This window comes from Aromatoleum petrolei (genome assembly GCF_017894385.1).
Lineage (GTDB): Bacteria > Pseudomonadota > Gammaproteobacteria > Burkholderiales > Rhodocyclaceae > Aromatoleum > Aromatoleum petrolei.
Genome location: NZ_CP059560.1, coordinates 2,603,164 through 2,624,972, shown reverse-complemented (window position 1 = coordinate 2,624,972; position 21,809 = coordinate 2,603,164). Strand labels below are relative to the sequence as shown.

Sequence of the window (21,809 nt, the reverse complement as noted above, 5' to 3'; positions counted from 1 at the left end):
CGGTGCTGGGCGCCTGGCGCTCAGGGCGGACAGGGGGTTCGGTCGAGGTATTGTGCGCATTCCGCATCGGTCAGGCCACTGGTGACGCGTTTGCGCAGCGCCGCCGCGACCTGCGCCGCATCGAGGGGATGGAAATGCACGCGCCGGTCGGCGCCGCCGGTCGCGAGCATGCGACCGTCGGGCGAGAAGGCCAGTGCGTGCACGGCGCCATCCTGCGGCGGCAGCACCAGCCGCTCCGTGCCGTTCGCGACCTCCCAAATGCGCGCGCTGCGGTCGCGTCCGGCCGTCGCCAGCAGGCGCCCGTCGGGGCTGAATGCAAGCGCATCGATCGCGCCCGCATGCCCAGACAGGCTGCGCACCTGCTTTCCGCCCGTCAGCCCCCACAGGCGCACCACACGGTCGGTGCCGGCACTCGCGAGCAGCGAACCGTCAGGGCTCAGCGCAAGGTCGAGGATCTCGTCGCCCTGTTGCTGCAGGCTGCGCAGCCGCTTGCCGTCGGTGGCATTCCATTGCGCGAGTGCCCCGTCGGCACCTGCCGTCAGCACGCTGTGTCCGTCGCGGCTGAAGATCACACCGTTCAGCGCTGCGGTGCCGGTGCGCAACCACAGGCGCCGGGTCCCGCTGGCGGCATCCCACACGCCGACCATCCCGTCGCGTCCGCCGGTGACGACGCGGTGTCCGTCGCTGCTGAAGGCGATGGCATTTACGCGCCCGGCATGTCCGAGCAGCGTCAGCGGCGGCCGTTCGCCGGCGGCGTCCCACAGCGTTGCGCTGCCGTCGCCTTGCGCGGTGGCGATGCGGGTGCCGTCCGGGCTCCATGCGACGCGCGTTGTCGTGCCGTTTGGCACGGCGAACCTGTGCAGGGTCTTCGCGCTCGCGCGATCCCACACCGTGGCACCCGTGCCGAGGGCCGCCGTCGCGATCCGGTTGCTGTCGGGACTGAAGGCGAGGCTGCGGATCGCCCCCGCGTGGTCGAAGGCGAGGTCCCACAGCTTGACTCTGCCGTCGGCTCCGCTCGTTGCAAGCGTGGTCCCGGCGGCGTCGAAAGCGAGGTCGGTGACCGGGTTGCCGTCGCCGGCGAAGGGCTCACGCGGCTGGCATTCACGGTCGGCGCGCGTGCAACCTGCCACTTGCCAAAGCAGCGCGGAGCCGTCCGAGCCGCCGGTCGCCAGCAGGCTGCCGTCCGGGCTGAATGCGACGGCACGGATCGCTCCGGGCTGTTCGGCCAGCTCGCGTACCGCGATGCCGCTGCCGACCTCCCACAGGCGTGCCCGGCGGTCTTCGCCTGCGCTCACGAGCCAGCGCCCGTCCGGACTGAACGCGAGCGCAAGAACCGCGTCCGTATGCCCCTCGAGCACCTGCAGTACTCGCCCGCTCAGGAGATCCCAGACACGCAGCGTTGCGTCGCTGCCGGCGGTCGCCAGATGACGTCCGTCCGGGCTGAATGCGACTGCGTGCACCTGCCCCTTGTGGCCGGCGAGGTTGGCGAGCAGGCCGCCGGAATCGGCGTCCCACAGCCGCACGACCGGGCTCTGTCCCACCGTCGCGACGATTTCCCCGTCCGGTCCGAACGCGACGGCGTTCAAGGGCTCCGGCTGTCGCGGCAGCTCGCGCAGCCGTTCGCCGCGCACCACGTCCCACAGCACGATGCGGCCGTCCTCGCCCACCGACGCGAGGGTCTTCCCGTCGGGATCGAGGGCGAGATCGCGGACCTCGCCCTCGTGTCCGCGCAACTCCGGGGACTCCGAGCCTTCGGCGACATTCGCCAGGCGCACCGTCCCTTCCTGCCCGGCCGACGCCACCTGCGAGCCGTCCGGGCTGAAGGCGATTGCATTGATGCGGCCCGCCTGCCCGCGCAAGCTCAGGCGCAGCCGGCTGCCGTCGAGGCTGCGGCGCACCGCGTCCTCGGCCTGGGCGCGCAAGAAAGGCGCGGCCTCCGCAGTGCGCCGCAGCGCATCGGCGGCCGCGCGGGCGGACAGGTCCGGATCGGATTCGAGATGGCGCAAGGCCGTGACGACCAGTTGCAGCGACAGCGCGACCTCGGCTTGCTGGCGGCGCTGCAGTTCGGCCACCTGTCGTGCGATCAGCGTCGCGATTGCCACAATGGCCAGCAGGAGCGCAAGGATGCCCAGCCCGATCGCGCGCCGCCGCATGCGTCGCGCGATGGCGGAGGGATCCGCGCCGGGATCAAGTCCGCCGGCACCGCCCTTGTCGCTGCGTCTTGCCGGACGCTCTTCCGTCAGCAGTTCCGCGACCATGCCATCCGCAGATGATGCCACCACCGTCCTCCTCGCCGATTCGCCGTGGGGCGCGCCGTCAGGCGATCTGGCGCCCCCTCGCCGCTGAACTATATTTGAAGCACGCTCCCGCTCGAAGGAGTTCGGTCACGTGTGCCCCGATAACCATACCTCGTGTCCGACGCGACGATCCACCGCCGCGTTCGCGACGCCTGCCCGCAGACGAAGCGCGCGCCGCCGCGCGGCTGCCACCCCCGGGCGACCGTGTCCAGAATGCCGGGGACATCGGGCCGGTGCCGGTTACAATGTGTAAAGCAGCGCGGGCGCATGCACGAGCGGACACTCGGGTTGATCCTTATGCCCGCGAACCTCGCCATGCTTTACGATGGGCGTGGGCGGCTGTCACCCGCCGCGCTGCTCACGCCTTACTGGGCAATAGAGCCGTCCTCCGCATTTCCGAACCAACACAATTGGAGTCCGTTCATGCGCAAGTCCCTCACCGCCCTCGCCCTGTGCCTCTCCGTCGCCGGTCTCGCCGCGCCCGCCCATGCCCAGCTCACCGGCACATTGCAGAAGATCAAGGATTCCGGCGCGATCACGATCGGCCATCGCGAATCCTCGGTGCCTTTCTCCTACCTCGACGCCAACCAGAAGCCCATCGGCTACGCGATGGACCTGTGCGCCAAGGCCGTCGATGCGATCAAGGCCGAGCTGAAGCTGCCCAGCCTGCAGGTGAACTACCAGGCGGTGACCTCGCAGAACCGCATTCCGCTGATGCAGAACGGCACCATCGACCTCGAGTGCGGGTCGACCACCAACAGCGTCGCGCGCCAGCAGCAGGTCGGCTTCTCGGTGGCCTACTTCGTCACCAGCGTGCGCATGGCCGTGCGCAAGGACTCGGGCGTCAAGGACATCGGCGACCTCAACGGCAAGCCGGTCGTCACCACCACCGGCACGACGTCCGACCAGCTCATCAAGATGAACGAGAAGGGCAAGACCATCGACGTCAGGAACATCTACGGCAAGGACCACGCCGACTCCTTCCTGATGGTCGAGAGCGCCCGCGCCGCCGCCTTCGTCATGGATGACATCCTGCTCGCCGGCCTGATCGCCAGCTCCAAGAACCCGGCCAATTTCGAGATCGTCGGTCCATCGCTGCGTGACGAACCCTATGCGGTCATGATGCGCAAGGACGACGCACCGATCAAGGCGATCGTCGACAAGACCCTCACCGGCCTGATGAAGTCCGGCGAGGCCGAGAAACTGTACGCCAAGTGGTTCATGAACCCGATCCCGCCGCGCAACGTGAACCTCAACTTCCCGATGAGCGCGGCGGTGAAGGCCGCGTTCCAGAACCCGACCGACAAGGGCGTCGAGTAACCGGCCCCGGCGCGGCGGCCGTCCCGCTGCCGCCGCGCCCCGACATCCGACAAACCCGGCGCCCGCGCGCCGCCCAGGGAGGGCAGTTCGCATGAACTACCATTGGGACTGGATGTTCTTCTTCCAGGAGACCGACGACGGTCTCAAGTATTACGACTGGATCCTGTCCGGTCTCGGCTGGACCACCTTCGTCTCGCTCGCCGCGCTCGCCGTCGCGCTGATCCTCGGCTCGGTCCTCGGCGTCATGCGCACCACGCCAAACCGCGGGCTGGTGGGCCTCGGCGACGCCTATGTGGACCTCTTCCGCAACATCCCGCTGATCGTCCAGCTCTTCATGTGGTTCTTCGTCGTGCCGGAGCTGGTGCCCGAGAACATTGGCATCTGGATGAAGCAGGACCTGCCCTACTTCGTCACCGCGATCGTCGGCCTGGGCCTCTACACCGCCGCGCGCATCGCCGAGCAGGTCAAGGCCGGCATCAACTCGCTGTCGCGCGGTCAGCGCAACGCCGGCCTCGCCCTGGGCTTCACCGAGTGGCAGACCTACCGCTACGTGCGCCTGCCCATGGCCTACCGCATCGTGTTGCCGGCGCTCACGTCCGAGGCGATGAACATCTTCAAGAATTCGGCCGTCACCTACGCGGTCGGCATCCTCGAGCTGTACTTCCAGTACAAGCAGATCATCGAGAAGACCTCGCAGGTGCTCGAGATCACCATCGTCGTGACCCTGTGCTACTTCACCCTCGCCTTCGTCATGAACCGCATCCTCGCCTTCGTCGAGGCCCGCACGCGCGTGCCCGGGCTCATCGTCGGCACGAAGGGCAGCAAGTGAGGAGGCCGTGACATGAGCGATTTCGACTTCTCCGTCATCACCCAGAACTGGGCCTTCCTCGCCGAGGGGCTGCGCTACACGCTGCAGGTCACCGTCACCGCGATGCTCGGCGGCATCCTCATCGGCACGGTGCTCGCGCTGATGCGTCTGTCCTCGATCGTGCCACTGCAGTGGTTCGCTGCCGGCTACGTCAACATCTTCCGCAGCGTGCCGCTGGTGCAGGTGATCCTCGCCTTCTACCTCATCATCCCACTGGTGCTGCAGATGATCACCGGAAAATCGACGCCGATCGGCGCCGCCAACTCGGCCTACTTCACCTTCACGATCTTCGAGGCCGCGTATTACTCGGAGATCATGCGCTCGGGCATCCAGTCCATCCCCAGGGGCCAGATCGCCGCCGGCTACGCGCTCGGCTTCACCTACGGCCAGACGATGCGCTTCGTCGTGCTGCCGCAGGCCTTCCGCAACATGCTGCCGGTGCTGCTGACGCAGACCATCATCCTGTTCCAGGACGTTTCTCTGGTCTATGCCATCGGCGCCACCGACTTCTTTGGCGCGGCCGACAAGATCACGCAGCGCGACCTGCGCCCGGTCGAGATGTACACCACCGTCGCGGTCGTCTATTTCGTCATCTGCTTCACGCTTTCGCGCCTCGTGAAGCGGCTGCAATCGCGCATCGCCATCATCCGCTAAGTCACGGAGCCAGCAACGATGATCGAGATCAAGAACGTCTCCAAGTGGTACGGCAGCTTCCAGGTGCTGACCGACTGCACGACCCAGGTGAGCAAGAGCGAGGTCGTCGTCGTGTGCGGCCCCTCCGGCTCAGGCAAATCGACGCTGATCAAGTGCGTCAATGCGCTCGAACCCTTCCAGCAGGGCAGCATCATCGTCAATGGCATCGCCGTCGAGAACCCCAAGACCGACCTGCCCAAGCTGCGTGCCAAGGTCGGCATGGTGTTCCAGAATTTCGAGCTCTTCCCGCACATGACGATCACCGACAATCTCGCGATCGCGCAGATCAAGGTGCTCGGCCGCAGCCGGGAAGAGGCCGTCGACAAGGGCATCAAGCTCCTCGACCGCGTCGGCCTCAAGGCGCACGCGGCGAAGTTCCCCGGCCAGCTCTCCGGCGGCCAGCAGCAGCGCGTCGCGATCGCGCGCGCACTCGCGATGGACCCGATCTGCATGCTGTTCGACGAACCCACCTCGGCGCTCGACCCCGAGATGATCAACGAGGTGCTCGACGTCATGGTGCAGCTCGCCCACGAAGGCATGACGATGATGTGCGTCACGCACGAGATGGGTTTCGCGCGCAAGGTCGCCAACCGCGTGATCTTCATGGACCGCGGGGCCATCGTCGAGGACGCGGCGAAGGAAGATTTCTTCGGCCAGCCGCGCTCCGAACGCGCGCAGACCTTTCTCGCGAAGATCCTCAATCACTGAGACATCGGGGGCGGGGCGCCGCCCCCGGTGGTCACACCTTCTTCAGGTAGCACGCCTTCAGCATGAAGTTGCCGCCGTCCATCCTGCAGTCGACCTCGTGATCGCCGCCGACGAGGCGGATGCTCTTCACCTTGGTGCCGACCTTGAGCGTGATCGACGAGCCCTTCACCTTCAGGTCCTTGATCAGCACCACCGAGTCGCCGTTCTGCAGCACGTTGCCATTGGCATCCTTGACGACTGCCTCGGCCTCGTCCTCAGCCGCTGCTGCCTCGGCCATCGGCCATTCGTAACCGCAGTCCGCGCATACGTAGTTCGCTCCGTCCGGATAGGTGTTTTCCAGGGTGCATTGGGGGCAGGCCGGGATGTTCGACATGGTGTCCTCGCTGATCGCAGGTGCGAAAAAGGCCCGCAGTATCCCTAACGGCGCAGGGGTTGGCAATGTCCGCCGTGCCGCGCTTTACTCTCCGCCGTCCTTGCAGTCGAATGGGCGGACCGCACAGCCCGTGCAAGGAGTGACGATGAGCATCGAACGCAAACCCATCCGCCGAGGTGGCATCCGTTCCGCCGGCTACGACCGCGGCGCACGCATCCTCGAAATCGAATTCGACACCGGCAGCATCGTCCAGTACAGCGGCGTCGGCGACGAGATCGCACGCCGCTTCCTCGCCAGCGGCGCCCCGGCGAGCTACTACCACGACAACATCGAGGACGAGTTCACCGCCAGACGCGTGAAATGATCTCCGAGCATGCGGCGCGGGCTCCGCGTCGCTTGCCCATCTCGCCGGAATATTATGGCAAGTAACTGTTTGGAAATCACTTTTCCGTGGAACAGGGGCGGGGAACACTAGGCTTTCGCAGCGCAACAGCGTAAAATCCCGCGTCTTTCGCCTCATCCGCGCCGGGGTGCGCCATGCTCTATCCCTCCCGTTTCGATGTCATCGTTGTCGGCGGCGGCCATGCCGGCACCGAAGCCGCCCTCGCGTCCGCGCGCATGGGCGCGAAAACCCTGCTCCTCACGCACAACATCGAAACCCTCGGCCAGATGAGCTGCAACCCGTCGATCGGCGGCATCGGCAAGGGCCACCTCGTCAAGGAAGTCGATGCGCTCGGCGGCGCGATGGCTGCCGCCACCGACGAGGGCGGCATCCAGTTCCGCATCCTCAACGCCTCGAAGGGCCCCGCCGTGCGCGCGACCCGCGCCCAGGCCGATCGCGTGCTGTACAAGGCCGCGATCCGTCGCCGCCTCGAAAATCAGCCCAACCTGTGGCTGTTCCAGCAGGCCGTTGACGACATCACCGTCGCCGGCGACCGCGTCACCGGCGTCGTCACGCAGATCGGCCTCGCCTTCGAGGCCCCCGCCGTCGTGCTCACCGCCGGCACCTTCCTCAACGGCCTCGTGCACGTCGGCCTCGAACACTACTCCGCCGGCCGCGCTGGCGATCCCCCGGCGATCTCGCTCGGCCGGCGCCTCAAGGAACTCAAGCTCCCGCAGGGGCGGCTGAAGACCGGCACCCCGCCGCGCCTCGACGCGCGTACCATCGACTTCTCGGTGATGCAGGAGCAGCCCGGCGACGACCCCGTGCCGGTGTTCAGCTTCCTCGGCTCGGCCACCCAGCATCCGCGCCAGCTATCGTGCTGGATCACGCATACCAATCAGGGCACGCACGACATCATCCGCGCCAACCTCGACCGCTCGCCGATGTACTCCGGCGTCATCGAGGGCGTCGGCCCGCGCTACTGCCCGTCGATCGAGGACAAGATCCACCGCTTCGCCGACAAGGACAGCCACAACATCTTCCTCGAGCCCGAAGGCCTCACGACGCACGAGATCTACCCCAACGGGATCTCCACCTCGCTCCCCTTCGACGTCCAGCTTGCCGTCGTGCGCTCGATCCGCGGCCTCGAGAATGCCCACATCCTGCGTCCCGGCTACGCGATCGAATACGATTACTTCGACCCGCGCAACCTCAAATCCAGCCTCGAGACCAAGACTTTCCGCGGCCTCTTCTTCGCCGGCCAGATCAACGGCACCACTGGCTACGAGGAAGCTGCCGCGCAGGGGCTGCTCGCCGGCGCCAACGCCGCGCTGCAGGTGCAGGGACGCGAAGCCTGGTGCCCGCGCCGCGACGAAGCCTATCTCGGCGTTCTCGTCGACGACCTCATCACCCGCGGCGTCGCCGAGCCCTACCGCATGTTCACGTCGCGCGCCGAATACCGCCTGTCCCTGCGCGAGGACAATGCCGACCTGCGCCTGACCGAAAAGGGCCGCGAGCTGGGGCTCGTCGATGACGTCCGCTGGGAAGCCTTCTGCCGCAAACGCGAAGCGATCGAGCGCGAAACGGCACGCCTCAAGGCCACCTGGGCGGTTCCCGAGCGCGTTCCCGCCGCGGACGCCGAGCGCGTCGTCGGCAAGGCGCTGGAACGCGAATACCGGTTCTTCGAGCTGCTGCGCCGTCCGAACATCCGATATGCGGACCTCATGACCCTGCCCGGGGCACCGGAGACTCCGGAAACCGACCCGCAGGTCATCGAACAGCTGGAGATCGCCGCCAAGTACCAGGGCTACATCGACCGTCAGCAGGACGAGGTCGCCAAGCAGCTGCAGGCCGAATCCACGCGCCTGCCCGCCGAGCTCGACTACGCCGAGGTGCGCGGCCTGTCCAAGGAAGTGCAGCAGAAGCTCAACCTGCACAAGCCTGAAACCATCGGTCAGGCAGGTCGCATCCAGGGCGTCACGCCCGCGGCGATCTCGCTGCTGCTGGTGTGGCTGAAGCGTCGCGAACTGGTCGCGCGCAGCCGCGGCACCGACGCGACGCAGGCGAAATCCGCATGAGCGCGATGACCCTGGAACGCGGCCTTGCCGAAATGGGGCTGAACCTGCCGGCCGACGTGCTCGCGAAATTGCTCGAATTCGCCGCCTTGCTGCAGAAGTGGAACAAGGTCTACAACCTCACCTCGATCCGTGGCGCCGGCCAGGTCATCACGCACCACCTGCTCGACTCGCTTGTGGTGCTGCCGCATCTCGCCGGCATCGGGCGCCTCGCCGACATCGGCTCCGGCGGCGGGCTTCCGGGCATCCCGCTCGCGATCGCCACGGCCGCGCGCCAGCCTGCGCCTGCAATCACGTCGATCGAGACCGTCAACAAGAAGGCGAGCTTCCAGCAGCAGGCGAAGATCGAGCTGAGCCTCGCGAATTTCACCGTCCTCAACGAGCGTGTCGAAAACGTACGCCCCGGGCAGCCCTTCGATGCCGTCATCTCGCGCGCCTTCTCCGAACTCGCCGATTTCGTCGGCCTCACGCAACACCTGCTGCGTCCCGGCGGTCGCTTCCTTGCCATGAAGGGCGTGTATCCTCACGACGAAATCGCACGCCTGCCCGCCGACTTCCGCATTGTCGAGGCCGTGCCGCTGACGGTGCCGGGACTCGGCGCCGAACGACACCTGATCATCGTGGAAAAGAGCTGAATGGCCCGAATCTTCTGCGTCGCCAACCAGAAAGGCGGAGTCGGCAAGACCACCACCTGCGTGAACCTCGCCGCCGCGCTGCAGCTCGCCGGCCAGCGCACCCTCCTCATTGACCTCGATCCGCAGGGCAACGCGACCATGGGCAGCGGCATCGACAAGCGCGCGCTGCAAAAGTCCGTGTATCACCTGCTCGTCGGCCTCGCGACGCTCGACGAGGCGCGCGCGACCTCGCCGACGGGCGGCTACGACGTGCTGCCCGCGAACCGCGACCTCGCCGGCGCCGAAGTCGAACTCGTCGACCTCGAGCGCCGCGAGAACCGCCTGCGCGACGCTTTCAGGCAGTTCGATGCCGACTACGACTTCGTCCTCGTCGACTGCCCGCCCTCGCTGTCGATGCTCACGCTCAACGGCCTGTGCGCCGCCGACGGCGTCATCATCCCGATGCAGTGCGAGTACTACGCGCTCGAAGGCCTGTCAGATCTCGTCAACACGATCAAGAAGGTGCACGCGAACCTCAATCGCGACCTCAAGATCATCGGCCTGCTGCGCGTCATGTTCGACGCGCGCATGACGCTGCAGCAACAAGTCTCCGCCCAGCTCGAGAGCCATTTCGGCGACAAGGTGTTCGACGCCATCGTGCCGCGCAACGTGCGCCTCGCCGAAGCGCCCAGCCACGGCATGCCGGGCGTTGTCTTCGACAAGGCAGCCAAGGGCGCGCAGGCCTACATGGCCTTCGCGAAGGAAATGATCGACCGCGTGAAGACGCTGTAACCCGCCCACGACACAGCACCCACAGCCCATGTCCCGACCCAAACTCAAAGGCCTAGGCCGCGGCCTCGACGCCCTGCTCGCGGCCAACAACGACGACGACGCGGTCGGCGAACTCCAGACCCTCGCCGTTTCCGCGCTGCAGCCCGGCAAGTACCAGCCACGTACGCGCATGGACCCCGGCTCGCTCGAGGAGCTGGCCGCCTCGATCAAGGCCCAGGGCGTCATGCAGCCCATCCTCGTGCGCCCCGTCGATGGCAGCGGCTACGAGATCATCGCCGGCGAACGCCGCTGGCGTGCCGCGCAGATCGCCGAGCTCGCCGAGGTGCCCTGCCTCGTGCGCGAGATCCCCGACGAGGCGGCGCTCGCGATGTCGCTGATCGAGAACATTCAGCGCGAGGACCTCAACCCGCTCGAGGAAGCGAGCGGCATCCAGCGCCTCATCGACGAGTTCGGCATGACCCACCAGCAGGCCGCCGATGCGGTCGGGCGCTCGCGTCCGGCCGCCTCCAACCTGCTGCGCCTGCTCAACCTCGCGCGCCCGGTGCAGGAGCTGCTCATGGCGGGCGACATCGACATGGGCCACGCGCGCGCCATCCTGCCCCTCGACGGCGCTAACCAGATCCAGCTCGCCAACCACGTCGCCGCGCGCGGTCTGTCGGTGCGCGACACCGAGCGCCTCGTCCAGCAGACCGTCAACCCGCGCCCCAAGAAGGCTGCCCAGGCGCCCGACCGCGACCTCCTGCGCCTGCAGGAGGAACTCGCCGACCTTATCGGGGCTACCGTCCGCATCAAGGCCAATCGCAAGGGGGCGGGAGAACTCAGCCTGCGATTCGGCAGCCTCGACCAACTCGACGGTCTCCTCGCACGCCTTCGCGGCGAGACGGAATAAGACCTTTTGCTGACCTCATTCGCAGGTCGAATGGGGTTCCGGCTACGAAAAAGCGCCTATCTTCTATAAGATGCAGGACCTGGCGCCGGCACCATGCTGCAGTGCCATACATATTTGACTTTGTTACGGTTAACCCCTAGTATTCGCGGAATTTTTGAGGCGGTCGGCGCCTGACAGGCGCGGCGCGGCGGCAGATCCATGCTGAAGATGGTTTTACTGCAGTTCTGCGCGACGATCGTGGCAACGGCCATTGCGGCCGTTTTTTTCGGCCCGGCCGGAGCGATCTCCGCAGTACTCGGAGGTCTGTCCTGCGTGTTGCCAAGCGCCCTGTTCGCGCTGCGGTTGCACCTCGTCGCCAAGCGCGGCGGGTCAGGCCATGTGACAGCTTTTTTTGTCGGCGAGTTCCTGAAGGTCGCGTCGATAGTGGGATTGTTGGTGCTGGTCGGGCTGCGCTATGAAGACGTCCATTGGGGCGGTCTCTTCATCGGCCTGATTCTGGCACTGAAGGCGAATTTGTTTGCATTTTTGGTGAAGACCTGATTATGGCTACCGAAGCACCCACCGCAGGCGAGTACATCGTCCACCACCTCACCCACCTCAACTCTACCGGGCACGCCCAGAAGGCCGTGATCGATTGGAGCGTGTGGAACCTCGACACCCTGTTCTTCTCGATCTTCCTGGGCGTCGTTACCCTGTTCTTTCTGATCCGCGCCGCCAACAAGGCCACCGCCGGCGTGCCGGGCCGATTCCAGGCTGCTGTCGAGATCCTGGTCGAGATGGTCGCCGATCAGGCCAAGGGCATCGTGCATAGCGCCGAATCGCGCAAGTTCGTCGCGCCGGTCGCACTCACCGTGTTCCTGTGGATCTTCGTCATGAACTCGATGGACTTCCTGCCGGTCGATCTGCTGCCGAAGATCTGGCAACTCATGACGGGCGATTCGCATGCCTACCTGCGCGTCGTGCCGACCGCCGACCTCAACGGCACCCTCGGCATGTCGATCGGCGTGCTGCTGCTGTGCCTCTACTACAACATCAAGATCAAGGGTATGTCGGGCTGGGTGCATGAGCTCTTCACCGCGCCGTTCGGCAGCCATCCCCTGCTGTATCCGGTGAACTTCCTGATGCAGATGATCGAATTCCTCGCCAAGACCGTCTCTCACGGCATGCGACTGTTCGGCAACATGTACGCCGGCGAGCTGATTTTCATGCTGATCGCGCTGCTCGGCGGCACCGCCACCGTCTTCGGCTTCGTCGGCCACGTCATCGCCGGTTCGATCTGGGCCGTGTTCCACATCCTGATCGTCGCGCTGCAGGCCTTCATCTTCATGATGCTGACGCTGGTGTATATCGGCCAGGCACACGAAAGCCACTAACCGTTTTGTAGTCTTGTAGTCGTAACTGGTTTCTTTTTAACTTCAATCTCTTACTTAAGGAGTCGTCATGGAAAACGTTCTGGGTTTTGTTGCGCTGGCCGCCGGTCTGATCATCGGTATGGGTGCTATCGGTGCTTGTATCGGTATCGGCATCATGGGTTCCAAGTACCTCGAAGCTTCGGCCCGTCAGCCTGAACTGATGAACGCGCTGCAAACCAAGATGTTCCTGCTGGCCGGTCTGATCGACGCCGCGTTCCTGATCGGTGTCGGTATCGCGATGATGTTCGCCTTCGCCAACCCGTTCCAGCTCTGATCGGTTCGCTCATTTGGCCTCCATCGGCCTCATTGAACACAACTGAGGAGCAAGAACAGTGAATTTGAACGCAACCCTGATTGCCCAGCTCGTTGTGTTCTTCATTCTGGCGTGGGTCACCATGAAGTTCGTGTGGCCCCCCATCGTGAAGGCACTCGACGAGCGCGCGAAGAAGATCGCGGACGGGCTTGCGGCTGCGGACAAGGCAAAGGCCGACCTTTCTCTCGCCGAGAAGAAGGTCGTCGAGGAACTGCGCAAGGCCCGCGAATCCGCGGGTGACGTGCGCACGGCCGCTGAAAAGCAGGCCGCCACCGTTCTCGACGAAGCCCGCGCCGAAGCCGCGCGCATCATTGCCCAGGCGCGTGAAGCAGCCCAGGGCGAAGCCGGTGCCGCTGCGCAGCGCGCCAAGGAAGCCCTGCGCGACCAAGTCGCCAACCTCGCCGTGGCCGGTGCCGAGCGCATCCTGCGTCGCGAGATCAACGCCCAGGTGCACGCCGACCTGCTCGCCAACCTGAAACAGGAACTGCAATAAGTCATGGCCGAGAACGTCACCATCGCGCGCCCCTATGCGGATGCCGCCTTCGAGCTGGCCCGCGGGGCAGGTGCGCTGGGGCCTTGGTCGGAAGCACTCGATCGTCTGGCCGCGATTGCCGCGGACAGCGCGATGCGGGCCTGCATCAGTGATCCGAAACTGTCGGCGCAGCAGCTGTTCCAGCTGTTCGTCGACGTTGCGGGTCAGGGCCTGACCCCCGAACTGCAGAACTTCGTCCGCGTCCTCGTGGACAACGAGCGCCTGCAGGTGCTTCCGGAGATCCGTGACCTGTTCGTCGATCTCAAGAACGAACATGAGGGCGTCAAGGAGGCCGAAATCGCCTCCGCCTTCCCGCTCGACGATGCGACCCTGGCAACACTGAAAGCCGATCTTGAAAGCCGTTTCAAGTCGAAGCTGAACATCAGCGTGAGCCTCGACCCCGAACTCATCGGCGGGGTCCGTATCGCCATCGGCGACGAAGTGATCGACGCCTCGGTCCGCGGCAAACTCGCGAACATGGCCGCTGCGCTAAAGAACTAGGAGCATACCCAGATGCAACTCAACCCCTCTGAAATCAGTGATCTGATTAAGAGCCGGATCCAGAACCTGCAGCTCGCAGCCACGTCGCGCAACGAGGGTACGGTGGTGTCGGTTACCGACGGCATCACCCGCGTCCACGGCCTGGCGGACGTTATGCAGGGCGAAATGCTGGAATTCCCCGGCAACACCTTCGGCCTCGCGCTCAACCTCGAGCGTGACTCCGTCGGCGCGGTGGTTCTCGGCGAATACGAGCACATCACCGAAGGCGACTCCGTCAAGGCGACGGGCCGCATTCTCGAAGTGCCGGTCGGCCCCGAGCTGGTCGGCCGCGTCGTCAACGCCCTCGGTCAGCCGATCGACGGCAAGGGCCCGATCAATGCCAAGCTGACCGACAAGATCGAGAAGGTCGCGCCGGGCGTGATCTGGCGTCAGTCGGTGTCGCAGCCGGTGCAGACCGGCCTGAAGTCGGTCGACTCCATGGTGCCGATCGGCCGTGGCCAGCGCGAGCTGATCATCGGCGACCGCCAGACCGGCAAGACCGCCGTCGCCGTTGATGCGATCATTAACCAGAAAGGCCAGGACATGTTCTGCGTCTACGTTGCGGTCGGCCAGAAGGCCTCGACGATCGCGAACGTGGTGCGCAAGCTGGAAGAGCACGGCGCGATGGAATACACCATCGTCGTCGCCGCGACCGCTTCCGAGTCCGCCGCGATGCAATTCATCGCCCCGTACTCGGGCTGCACGATGGGCGAATACTTCCGCGACCGCGGCCAGGACGCGCTGATCATTTATGACGATCTGACCAAGCAGGCCTGGGCCTACCGTCAGATCTCGCTGCTGCTGCGCCGCCCGCCGGGCCGCGAAGCCTATCCCGGCGACGTGTTCTACCTGCACTCGCGCCTGCTCGAGCGCGCCTCGCGCGTCTCGGTCGACTACGTCGAGAAGTTCACCAACGGCGAAGTCAAGGGCAAGACGGGTTCGCTGACCGCACTCCCCGTGATCGAAACCCAGGCCGGCGACGTTTCCGCGTTCGTTCCGACCAACGTGATCTCGATTACCGACGGCCAGATCTTCCTTGATACCGACCTCTTCAACGCCGGTGTCCGGCCCGCGATCAACGCCGGTATTTCGGTGTCGCGAGTCGGTGGCGCCGCGCAGACCAAGGTCGTCAAGAAGCTCTCCGGCGGTATCCGTACCGACCTCGCGCAGTACCGCGAACTCGCGGCCTTCGCGCAGTTCGCGTCCGACCTCGACGACGCGACCCGCAAGCAACTCGAGCGCGGCCGCCGTGTGACCGAGCTGATGAAGCAGGTCCAGTACGCGCCGATGTCGATCGCGGAAATGGCCATCACGCTGTTCGCGGTGAACAACGGTTACTTCGACGACGTCGAAGTCGGCCGCGTGCTCGCCTTCGAGAACGGCCTGCAGCAGTTCGTCAAGACGAAGAACGCCGCGCTGGTCTCCAAGATCCTGTCCGCCAAGGAGCTCGACGCCGACGGCGAGAAGCAACTCGTCGCCACGATCGAAGAGTTCAAGAAGAGCTGGGCCTAAGGCCGCGGACGGAGACGGAATATGGCTAGCGGTAAGGAAATCCGTACCAAGATCAAGAGCGTGCAAAACACGCGCAAGATCACCAAGGCCATGGAAATGGTGGCCGCATCCAAAATGCGCAAGGCGCAGGACCGGATGCGTGCTGCCCGTCCCTATGCCGAGAAGATCCGCCGACTCGCCGCGAACCTGTCCCAGGCCAATGTGACCGACTACAAGCACCCCTTTCTGGTCCAGAAGGACCAGGTCAAGCGGGTGGGCCTGATCCTCGTCACTACCGACAAGGGTCTGTGCGGCGGTCTCAACACCAACATCCAGCGTGTCGCGCTGAACGCGATGAAGGAATGGAACGCCAACGGCGTTTCCGATATCCGTGCCTGCTGCATCGGCAACAAGGGTTTCGGCTTCATGCAGCGTATGGGCGCGAACGTCGTGTCGCACGTCGTGCAGATGGGCGACACGCCGCACCTGGAAAAGATGATCGGCCCGGTCAAGGTCATGCTCGACGCGTTCCAGAACGGCGAGCTCGACGCGGTCTACATTGCCTACACGCGCTTCATCAACACAATGAAGCAGGAGCCGGTGCTGGAGCAGCTGCTCCCGCTCTCCGGCGAACAGCTGGGCACACCCGAGAGCTCGTGGGATTACCTCTACGAGCCCGACCCGCAGGTGGTCATCGACGAAATGCTCGTGCGTTACGTCGAGGCGCTGGTGTACCAAGGTGTCGCGGAGAACATGGCTTCCGAACAGAGTGCGCGAATGGTGGCAATGAAGTCCGCCTCCGACAATGCCAAGAACGTGATTGGCGAACTGCAGCTGGTCTATAACAAGACCCGCCAGGCCGCGATCACGAAGGAGCTGTCGGAGATCGTCAGCGGCGCCGCCGCGGTGTAACGGATTATTGAATTAAGGAAACGACGATGAGTCAAGGAACTATCGTTCAGTGTATCGGCGCCGTGGTGGATATCCAGTTCCCCCGCGAAGCCATGCCGAAGGTGTACGACGCGCTCAAGCTCGAAAGCGCCGCCGACTCCTTCGCGGAAGAAGGTCTGACCTTCGAAGTCCAGCAGCAGCTGGGCGACGGCGTGGTGCGTACCATCGCGCTGGGTTCGTCCGACGGCCTGCGCCGCGGCATGAAGGTTGCCGGTACCGGCAAGCCGATCGCAGTGCCGGTCGGCCACGGCACGCTGGGCCGCATCATGGACGTGCTGGGTCGCCCGATCGACGAAGCCGGCCCGGTCGAAGCCGACGAGCTGCGTCCGATTCACGCGAAGGCCCCGAAGTTCGACGAGCTGTCCCCGTCGGTCGACCTGCTCGAAACCGGCATCAAGGTTATCGACCTGGTGTGCCCGTTCGCGAAGGGCGGCAAGGTCGGCCTGTTCGGCGGCGCCGGCGTGGGCAAGACCGTGAACATGATGGAGCTGATCAACAACATCGCGAAGCAGCACTCGGGTCTCTCGGTGTTTGCCGGCGTGGGCGAGCGTACCCGTGAGGGCAACGACTTCTACCACGAGATGAAGGACTCCAACGTTCTGGACAAGGTTGCGATGGTGTTCGGTCAGATGAACGAACCCCCGGGCAACCGTCTTCGCGTCGCGCTGACCGGCCTGACGATGGCCGAGCGCTTCCGCGACGAAGGCCGCGACATCCTGTTCTTCGTGGACAACATCTACCGCTACACGCTGGCCGGTACCGAAGTGTCCGCGCTGCTGGGCCGTATGCCATCCGCGGTGGGCTACCAGCCGACGCTGGCGGAAGAAATGGGCCGCCTGCAGGAGCGCATCACTTCGACCAAGGTCGGCTCGATCACCTCGATCCAGGCCGTGTACGTCCCTGCGGACGACTTGACCGACCCGTCGCCTGCAACGACCTTCCTGCACCTCGACTCGACCGTCGTGCTGTCGCGTGACATCGCCGCGCTGGGTATCTACCCCGCCGTCGATCCGCTCGACTCGACTTCGCGCCAGCTCGACCCGCTGGTCGTCGGTGAAGAGCACTACGGTGTGGCCCGCCAGGTGCAGATGACGCTGCAGCGCTACAAGGAACTGCGCGACATCATCGCGATTCTCGGCATGGATGAACTGTCGCCGGAAGACAAGCTGGCCGTGTCGCGTGCGCGGAAGATCCAGCGCTTCCTGTCGCAGCCCTTCCACGTCGCGGAAGTGTTCACCGGCTCGCCGGGCAAGTACGTGCCGCTTAAGGAGACGATCAAGGGCTTCAAGATGATCGTCAACGGTGAGTGCGATCACCTGCCGGAGCAGGCGTTCTACATGGTCGGTGGCATCGAAGAGGCCATCGAGAAGGCCAAGAAGCTCCAGTAATCTGGGCCGCCGCGCGGCAGTCCGCTGTCGCGCGGCCTTGAAAAGGAGTCAACATGGCAATGACGGTCCACGTGGACATCGTCAGCGCGGAAGAGCAGATCTTTTCCGGCCTGGCGGAGTTCGTTGCGCTTCCGGGCGAAGCGGGCGAACTCGGGATCCTGCCCGGCCACATGCCGCTGATGACCCGGATCAAGCCGGGCGCGGTGCGTGTGAAGGTGCCGGATCAGGCGGATGAAGAGCTGGTGTTCGTCGCCGGCGGCATTCTTGAAGTTCAGCCGGGACTGGTCACCGTTCTGGCGGACACCGCGATCCGGGGTAAGGATCTCGACGAGGCCAAGGCCCTCGAAGCCAAGCGTATGGCGGAAGAGGCGCTGCAGAACAAGTCGTCGGAGCTGGACTACGCGAAGGCCCAGGCAGAGCTGGCCGAAGCGATCGCCCAGATCGCCGCGATCCAGAAGCTGCGCAAGCGCGGTCACTGATCGCCACCCGCGCCGCAGTTGCGGCGCGATTGAAGCACAAAGGGCAGTCCGCGAGGATTGCCCTTTCCATTTCCGGCCCGCCTTGCGAGGTGGCGGGCAGTTCAGGCGCGGCGTGCCGCCGTGCCGAGCCGGCCGAGACGCTTGTCGAGGCGCGCGAGGTCGTCGCGCAGCACGCGCAATTGTTCGCCAAGGCCCTGCAGCGCTGCGCGGGTGACGAGAGCGTGTTGTTCCTCGGCGAGATATTCCGCGAGGTTTCCGGTGAGGCCCGCCCAAGCGCGCTCGTGCATGCGCCGCAGGCCCGTGGCGCCTTCAACCATGCGGTGCGCGAGGATGTCGCCGAACACGAGCGACAGGTCTTCCTCCGCGTCCCAGCGCAGGTTGCGGAAGACGAAGCCGAGGGTGTCGGCGAGATCGGCGCTGCCCTCTATGCGTACAGCGTTCATGAGTCTGTTCGCGTCCCCGCTCGCTAGGCCGGGCAAGGCCGAGAGCGGCAGCGAGAGGGTGACGTCGGGGGCGCGCTCGTCCTCGGTGTCGACGAGGTAGCCGTCGTGGTCGATGGCGAAGGTCAGCGCGAGCGGCTCGACGCTGATTCGCGCGCAACGGCCGGCGTGCGGGGCGAGGCGTTCGCGCGCCCAGTCGGCGCGCGCGAGGAGGTGGTTGATGGCGGCCTGGGCGCCGCGGGTGCCGAAATTGAGTACGGACATATTCTCGGAGGGGCGGCGCTGCGGCGGGGACTCAGGCGACCTGCTGGATGCCGGCGATGACCCAGCCGCCGGTGGCGTTGACCGGCTTGGCGAGGTGCCAGACTTCGTCGAAGGAGGCCGGTGGCGCGCCCGGGTCCTCGCGCAGCAGGCCGGTGAATCGCACGCTGACGACGTAGCGCTGCGCCTCCTCGACGACTTCAAGGACTTGGGCGTCGAGTTCGACGATGTCGGTGTGCTGTTCGCTCGTGCCGCGGTCGGCCATCTGCAGGCGGATCTCGGCGTACATCTCGGGGGTGGTGAACTCGCGGATGTCGTCGAGATTGCCTGCGTCGTGGGCGGCCTGCAGGCGGATGAAATTGACCTTGGCCTGGCGGGCGAAGGCCTCGGCATCGAAGTCATGCGGGAATGCGCGCGTGCCGGCGTCGCCGCCTCCGCCGGGGAGCGAGGCGTCAACGTAGCGGGGCGCGGCGCCGCTACCCTCGACGGCGCCGGCGTACTGCATGCCCGGGCCGGCGCGGGTGGCGGCCGGACGGCGCGTGAGCATGCGGAACAGGGCCATGCCCGCGAACACCATTAGGGCGATCATCAGGAGCGAGCCGAGTTCCTCGCTCAGGCCGAGATGCGAGAACAGCGCCGCGAGGCCCAAGCCGGCGGCCAGGCCGGCGAGCGGGCCCATCCAGGAGCGTCTGGGCTGCGTCGTGGCGGTGGTGGACTGCGATGGTTGCGGGGCGGGCGTCGCGGATTGCCGCGGCGCCTGCTGGGGGCTGATCTGCCTTTGCATGCCGAGGCTGCTGCCGCCGCCGAGACGTTTCGCCTCGGCGTCGGCGATACCCAGGCCGAGCGTGACGACCACCGCAAGGAGGGCGAGAATGGACTTCTTCATGGCTCGATTCGCTCCATGGCACATTGTGCGGCACCCGGCGGAGCCGCGTGCGGCAGCGCCGGCGGCGTTCAGACCTTGTAGCCGCGGTGCAGCGCGACGATGCCGGCGCTGAGGTTGAAGTAGTCGACCCGCTTGAAACCGACTTGTTCCATCAGCGCCTTGAGCTCCTCCTGGGGCGGATGCATGCGGATCGACTCGGCGAGATAGCGGTAGCTGTCGGCGTCGCCTGCGACCTTCTGCCCCATCCACGGCAGGATCTTGAAGGAGTAGAGGTCGTAGACGGGGGAAAGCGGTCCCCACACCTTGGAGAATTCGAGCACCAGCAGCCGGCCGCCCGGACGCAGCACGCGGCGCATCTCGGCCAGCGCGGCGTCCTTGTGCGTCATGTTGCGCAGGCCGAAGGCGACGGTGACGCAGTCGAACCAGTTGTCGGGGAAGGGCAGCTTCTCGGCGTTGCACTGGGCGACCGGCAGCGCGTAGCCGCGGTCGAGGACGCGGTCGCGGCCGACCGAGAGCATGGCGTGGTTGATGTCGGTGAGCCACACCTGGCCTTCGCGCCCGACGCGCTTGGCAAAGGCGAGCGAGAGGTCGGCGGTGCCGCCGGCGACGTCGAGGACGCGGTCGCCGCGGCCGACGCCCGAGATCTGGATCGTGAACGCCTTCCACAGCCGGTGCAGGCCGAAGGACATCAGGTCGTTCATAACATCGTATTTGGTCGCGACCGAGGAGAAGACTTCGGCGACGCGTTGCTGCTTCTCGCCTTCGGCGACTGTCTGGAAGCCGAAGTGGGTGGTCTTGTCGTTCATGTTCAGTGCTTGTGGCCGCAGCCGTGCTTCGGGGCGGGCGGTGGGTTGTCGGCGGGGTCGCGGCTCGCCCCGGCCTCGGCGAGGCGGTCGAGGTATTGCTGCCACAGCGTGTCGTGCTGCGTGGCGAGCATGTGGAGGTAGTCCCAGGAGTAGAGGCCACTGTCGTGGCCGTCGGAGAACACCAGCTTCACCGCGTAGTGGCCGACGGGTTCGATGTCGAGGAGTTCGACATCGCGCTTGCCGACCTGCAGGGTCTCCTGCCCCACGCCATGACCGCGGACTTCGGCGGAGGGCGAATACACGCGCAGGAATTCGAAGGGCAGCGAGTACTGCCGGTCTTCGCCGAACGCGATTTCGAGCACGCGCGACTTGCGGTGCAGGGTGAGTGCGGTGGGGATGGGGGTATCGTCGTCGAGGCCGGCCATGCTTGCCCCTGCTCGTTGTTGGAGGGGATGTCAATCATACCCGATTCGGCGCCGGCCCGTGCCGCGCGGGCGGGGCCGAGACGAGTATTGCGGGCGCGTGACCTGTCACAAAATCGTCAATTTCCTGCAATACACTGCGTGCGACGACATGGAGTGTGAATATGGCCGCGAACATCCTGCTAGTGGAAGACGAACCGGCGATCCAGGAGCTGATTGCCGCCAACCTCGGACGTGCGGGGCATCATGTGGTGCGCGCAGGTGACGCCGAGACAGCGCAGCGCATCGTGCGCGACGCGCTGCCGGACCTGGTGCTGCTCGACTGGATGCTGCCGGGAATGTCGGGCATCGAGCTGGCGCGTCGCCTGCGGGCGGACGAGCGCACGCGCGCAATCCCGATCATCATGCTGACGGCGCGCGGCGAAGAGCAGGACAAGGTCGCGGGCTTGGAGATGGGCGCGGACGACTACATCACCAAGCCTTTCAGCCCGCGCGAGCTGGTGGCGCGCATCAAGGCGGTGCTGCGCCGGCGCGCGCCGCAGGCGACGGAAGATCCGGTGGCGCTGGGAGGCTTGTGCCTCGATCCGGCGACGCACCGCGTCTCCGCGGGGGAGCGGCCGGTGGCGCTCGGCCCGACGGAGTTCCGCCTGCTGCATTTCCTAATGACGCATCCGGAGCGCGTGCATTCGCGCGCACAGCTGCTGGACCAGGTGTGGGGTGACCACGTGTTCGTCGAGGAGCGCACGGTGGACGTGCATGTGCGGCGCCTGCGCGCGGCGCTCGAACCGGTCGGCCAGGACGGGCTGATCCAGACGGTGCGCGGCAGCGGCTACCGCCTGTCGGCGCAGCCGGCGGTGGCGGGCGTGTAAGATCCGGA

The 21,809-nt window shown here is 65.8% G+C and carries 25 protein-coding genes; 19 read left to right on the top strand and 6 right to left on the bottom strand.

Annotated elements, in window-relative coordinates; genetic code table 11:
* Nucleotides 1-20 precede the first annotated feature (20 nt).
* Nucleotides 21-2,279: a WD40 repeat domain-containing protein gene (locus ToN1_RS12030; RefSeq protein WP_169207025.1), complete on the bottom strand. Its 2,259-nt coding sequence runs from the start codon at nt 2,277-2,279 to the stop codon at nt 21-23.
* Nucleotides 2,280-2,720: 441 nt separating this feature from the next.
* Between ToN1_RS12030 and ToN1_RS12025 the strand changes: the two genes are divergently transcribed.
* The 4 genes from ToN1_RS12025 to ToN1_RS12010 all read left to right on the top strand — a co-directional run bounded on the left by ToN1_RS12025 (nt 2,721) and on the right by ToN1_RS12010 (nt 5,886).
* The gene (locus ToN1_RS12025; protein ID WP_169207026.1) at nt 2,721-3,617 is read left to right on the top strand and encodes a transporter substrate-binding domain-containing protein; all 897 of its coding nucleotides are present in this window, start codon (nt 2,721-2,723) and stop codon (nt 3,615-3,617) included.
* 91 nt (nt 3,618-3,708) lie between these two features.
* Nucleotides 3,709-4,446, top strand: coding sequence for an amino acid ABC transporter permease (locus ToN1_RS12020; protein WP_169207027.1), 738 nt, complete (start codon nt 3,709-3,711; stop codon nt 4,444-4,446).
* Between the two features lie 12 nt (nt 4,447-4,458).
* Complete coding sequence (locus ToN1_RS12015; protein WP_169207028.1) at nt 4,459-5,139, top strand: amino acid ABC transporter permease; 681 nt, start codon at nt 4,459-4,461, stop codon at nt 5,137-5,139.
* 18 nt (nt 5,140-5,157) lie between these two features.
* Nucleotides 5,158-5,886: an amino acid ABC transporter ATP-binding protein gene (locus ToN1_RS12010; RefSeq protein ID WP_169207029.1), complete on the top strand. Its 729-nt coding sequence runs from the start codon at nt 5,158-5,160 to the stop codon at nt 5,884-5,886.
* Nucleotides 5,887-5,917: 31 nt separating this feature from the next.
* Here the strand turns inward: ToN1_RS12010 and ToN1_RS12005 are convergent, their stop codons facing one another.
* On the bottom strand, nt 5,918-6,259 hold the full coding sequence (locus tag ToN1_RS12005; protein ID WP_169207030.1) for a zinc ribbon domain-containing protein YjdM: 342 nt from the start codon (nt 6,257-6,259) through the stop codon (nt 5,918-5,920).
* 145 nt (nt 6,260-6,404) lie between these two features.
* Here ToN1_RS12005 and ToN1_RS12000 point away from each other — a divergent pair, with 145 nt between their 5' ends.
* The 14 genes from ToN1_RS12000 (at nt 6,405) to ToN1_RS11935 (ending at nt 18,117) form a co-directional block, all read left to right on the top strand.
* Nucleotides 6,405-6,623 (top strand): KTSC domain-containing protein, encoded by a 219-nt coding sequence (locus ToN1_RS12000; RefSeq protein ID WP_169207031.1) that lies wholly within the window; start codon nt 6,405-6,407, stop codon nt 6,621-6,623.
* Between the two features lie 173 nt (nt 6,624-6,796).
* A complete protein-coding gene (mnmG, locus tag ToN1_RS11995) occupies nt 6,797-8,719 on the top strand; it encodes a tRNA uridine-5-carboxymethylaminomethyl(34) synthesis enzyme MnmG (RefSeq protein ID WP_169207032.1) in 1,923 nt (640 codons plus the stop codon).
* Nucleotides 8,716-9,351: a 16S rRNA (guanine(527)-N(7))-methyltransferase RsmG gene (gene rsmG / locus ToN1_RS11990; RefSeq protein ID WP_169207033.1), complete on the top strand. Its 636-nt coding sequence runs from the start codon at nt 8,716-8,718 to the stop codon at nt 9,349-9,351. The genes mnmG and rsmG overlap by 4 nt, the downstream gene beginning before the upstream one ends.
* Complete coding sequence (locus ToN1_RS11985; RefSeq protein ID WP_169207034.1) at nt 9,352-10,122, top strand: ParA family protein; 771 nt, start codon at nt 9,352-9,354, stop codon at nt 10,120-10,122.
* Between the two features lie 28 nt (nt 10,123-10,150).
* Nucleotides 10,151-11,011, top strand: a complete 861-nt coding sequence (locus ToN1_RS11980; RefSeq protein ID WP_169207035.1) for a ParB/RepB/Spo0J family partition protein — start codon at nt 10,151-10,153, stop codon at nt 11,009-11,011.
* Nucleotides 11,012-11,209: 198 nt separating this feature from the next.
* The gene (locus tag ToN1_RS11975; RefSeq protein WP_169207036.1) at nt 11,210-11,551 is read left to right on the top strand and encodes an ATP synthase subunit I; all 342 of its coding nucleotides are present in this window, start codon (nt 11,210-11,212) and stop codon (nt 11,549-11,551) included.
* A 2-nt stretch (nt 11,552-11,553) separates the two neighbouring features.
* Nucleotides 11,554-12,384 carry a F0F1 ATP synthase subunit A gene (atpB, locus tag ToN1_RS11970; protein WP_169207037.1) on the top strand — a complete coding sequence of 277 codons (831 nt, stop codon included), beginning with the start codon at nt 11,554-11,556 and terminating at the stop codon, nt 12,382-12,384.
* Between the two features lie 67 nt (nt 12,385-12,451).
* Nucleotides 12,452-12,697 carry a F0F1 ATP synthase subunit C gene (gene atpE / locus ToN1_RS11965; RefSeq protein WP_050414076.1) on the top strand — a complete coding sequence of 82 codons (246 nt, stop codon included), beginning with the start codon at nt 12,452-12,454 and terminating at the stop codon, nt 12,695-12,697.
* Between the two features lie 58 nt (nt 12,698-12,755).
* Complete coding sequence (locus tag ToN1_RS11960) at nt 12,756-13,229, top strand: F0F1 ATP synthase subunit B (RefSeq protein WP_169125715.1); 474 nt, start codon at nt 12,756-12,758, stop codon at nt 13,227-13,229.
* A 3-nt stretch (nt 13,230-13,232) separates the two neighbouring features.
* Nucleotides 13,233-13,769: a F0F1 ATP synthase subunit delta gene (locus ToN1_RS11955; RefSeq protein WP_169207038.1), complete on the top strand. Its 537-nt coding sequence runs from the start codon at nt 13,233-13,235 to the stop codon at nt 13,767-13,769.
* A gap of 12 nt (nt 13,770-13,781) precedes the next feature.
* Entirely contained in the window at nt 13,782-15,320 is a 1,539-nt protein-coding gene (gene atpA, locus ToN1_RS11950) for a F0F1 ATP synthase subunit alpha (RefSeq protein WP_169207039.1), read from the top strand.
* 21 nt (nt 15,321-15,341) lie between these two features.
* A complete protein-coding gene (gene atpG, locus ToN1_RS11945) occupies nt 15,342-16,211 on the top strand; it encodes a F0F1 ATP synthase subunit gamma (RefSeq protein ID WP_169207040.1) in 870 nt (289 codons plus the stop codon).
* 26 nt (nt 16,212-16,237) lie between these two features.
* Nucleotides 16,238-17,638: a F0F1 ATP synthase subunit beta gene (gene atpD, locus ToN1_RS11940; RefSeq protein WP_169207041.1), complete on the top strand. Its 1,401-nt coding sequence runs from the start codon at nt 16,238-16,240 to the stop codon at nt 17,636-17,638.
* A gap of 53 nt (nt 17,639-17,691) precedes the next feature.
* On the top strand, nt 17,692-18,117 hold the full coding sequence (locus ToN1_RS11935) for a F0F1 ATP synthase subunit epsilon (protein ID WP_169125710.1): 426 nt from the start codon (nt 17,692-17,694) through the stop codon (nt 18,115-18,117).
* A 101-nt stretch (nt 18,118-18,218) separates the two neighbouring features.
* Here ToN1_RS11935 and ToN1_RS11930 read toward each other — a convergent pair whose 3' ends face one another.
* The 4 genes from ToN1_RS11930 to ToN1_RS11915 form a co-directional block, all read right to left on the bottom strand.
* Complete coding sequence (locus tag ToN1_RS11930; RefSeq protein WP_169207042.1) at nt 18,219-18,821, bottom strand: ubiquinone biosynthesis accessory factor UbiJ; 603 nt, start codon at nt 18,819-18,821, stop codon at nt 18,219-18,221.
* A 31-nt stretch (nt 18,822-18,852) separates the two neighbouring features.
* Entirely contained in the window at nt 18,853-19,704 is an 852-nt protein-coding gene (locus ToN1_RS11925) for a Tim44 domain-containing protein (protein WP_169207043.1), read from the bottom strand.
* Nucleotides 19,705-19,772: 68 nt separating this feature from the next.
* Nucleotides 19,773-20,510 (bottom strand): bifunctional demethylmenaquinone methyltransferase/2-methoxy-6-polyprenyl-1,4-benzoquinol methylase UbiE, encoded by a 738-nt coding sequence (ubiE, locus tag ToN1_RS11920; protein ID WP_169125707.1) that lies wholly within the window; start codon nt 20,508-20,510, stop codon nt 19,773-19,775.
* A 2-nt stretch (nt 20,511-20,512) separates the two neighbouring features.
* Nucleotides 20,513-20,935, bottom strand: a complete 423-nt coding sequence (locus ToN1_RS11915) for a gamma-butyrobetaine hydroxylase family protein (RefSeq protein ID WP_169207044.1) — start codon at nt 20,933-20,935, stop codon at nt 20,513-20,515.
* Between the two features lie 161 nt (nt 20,936-21,096).
* Between ToN1_RS11915 and phoB the strand changes: the two genes are divergently transcribed.
* Complete coding sequence (phoB, locus tag ToN1_RS11910) at nt 21,097-21,801, top strand: phosphate regulon transcriptional regulator PhoB (RefSeq protein ID WP_169207045.1); 705 nt, start codon at nt 21,097-21,099, stop codon at nt 21,799-21,801.
* Nucleotides 21,802-21,809: the final 8 nt, after the last annotated feature.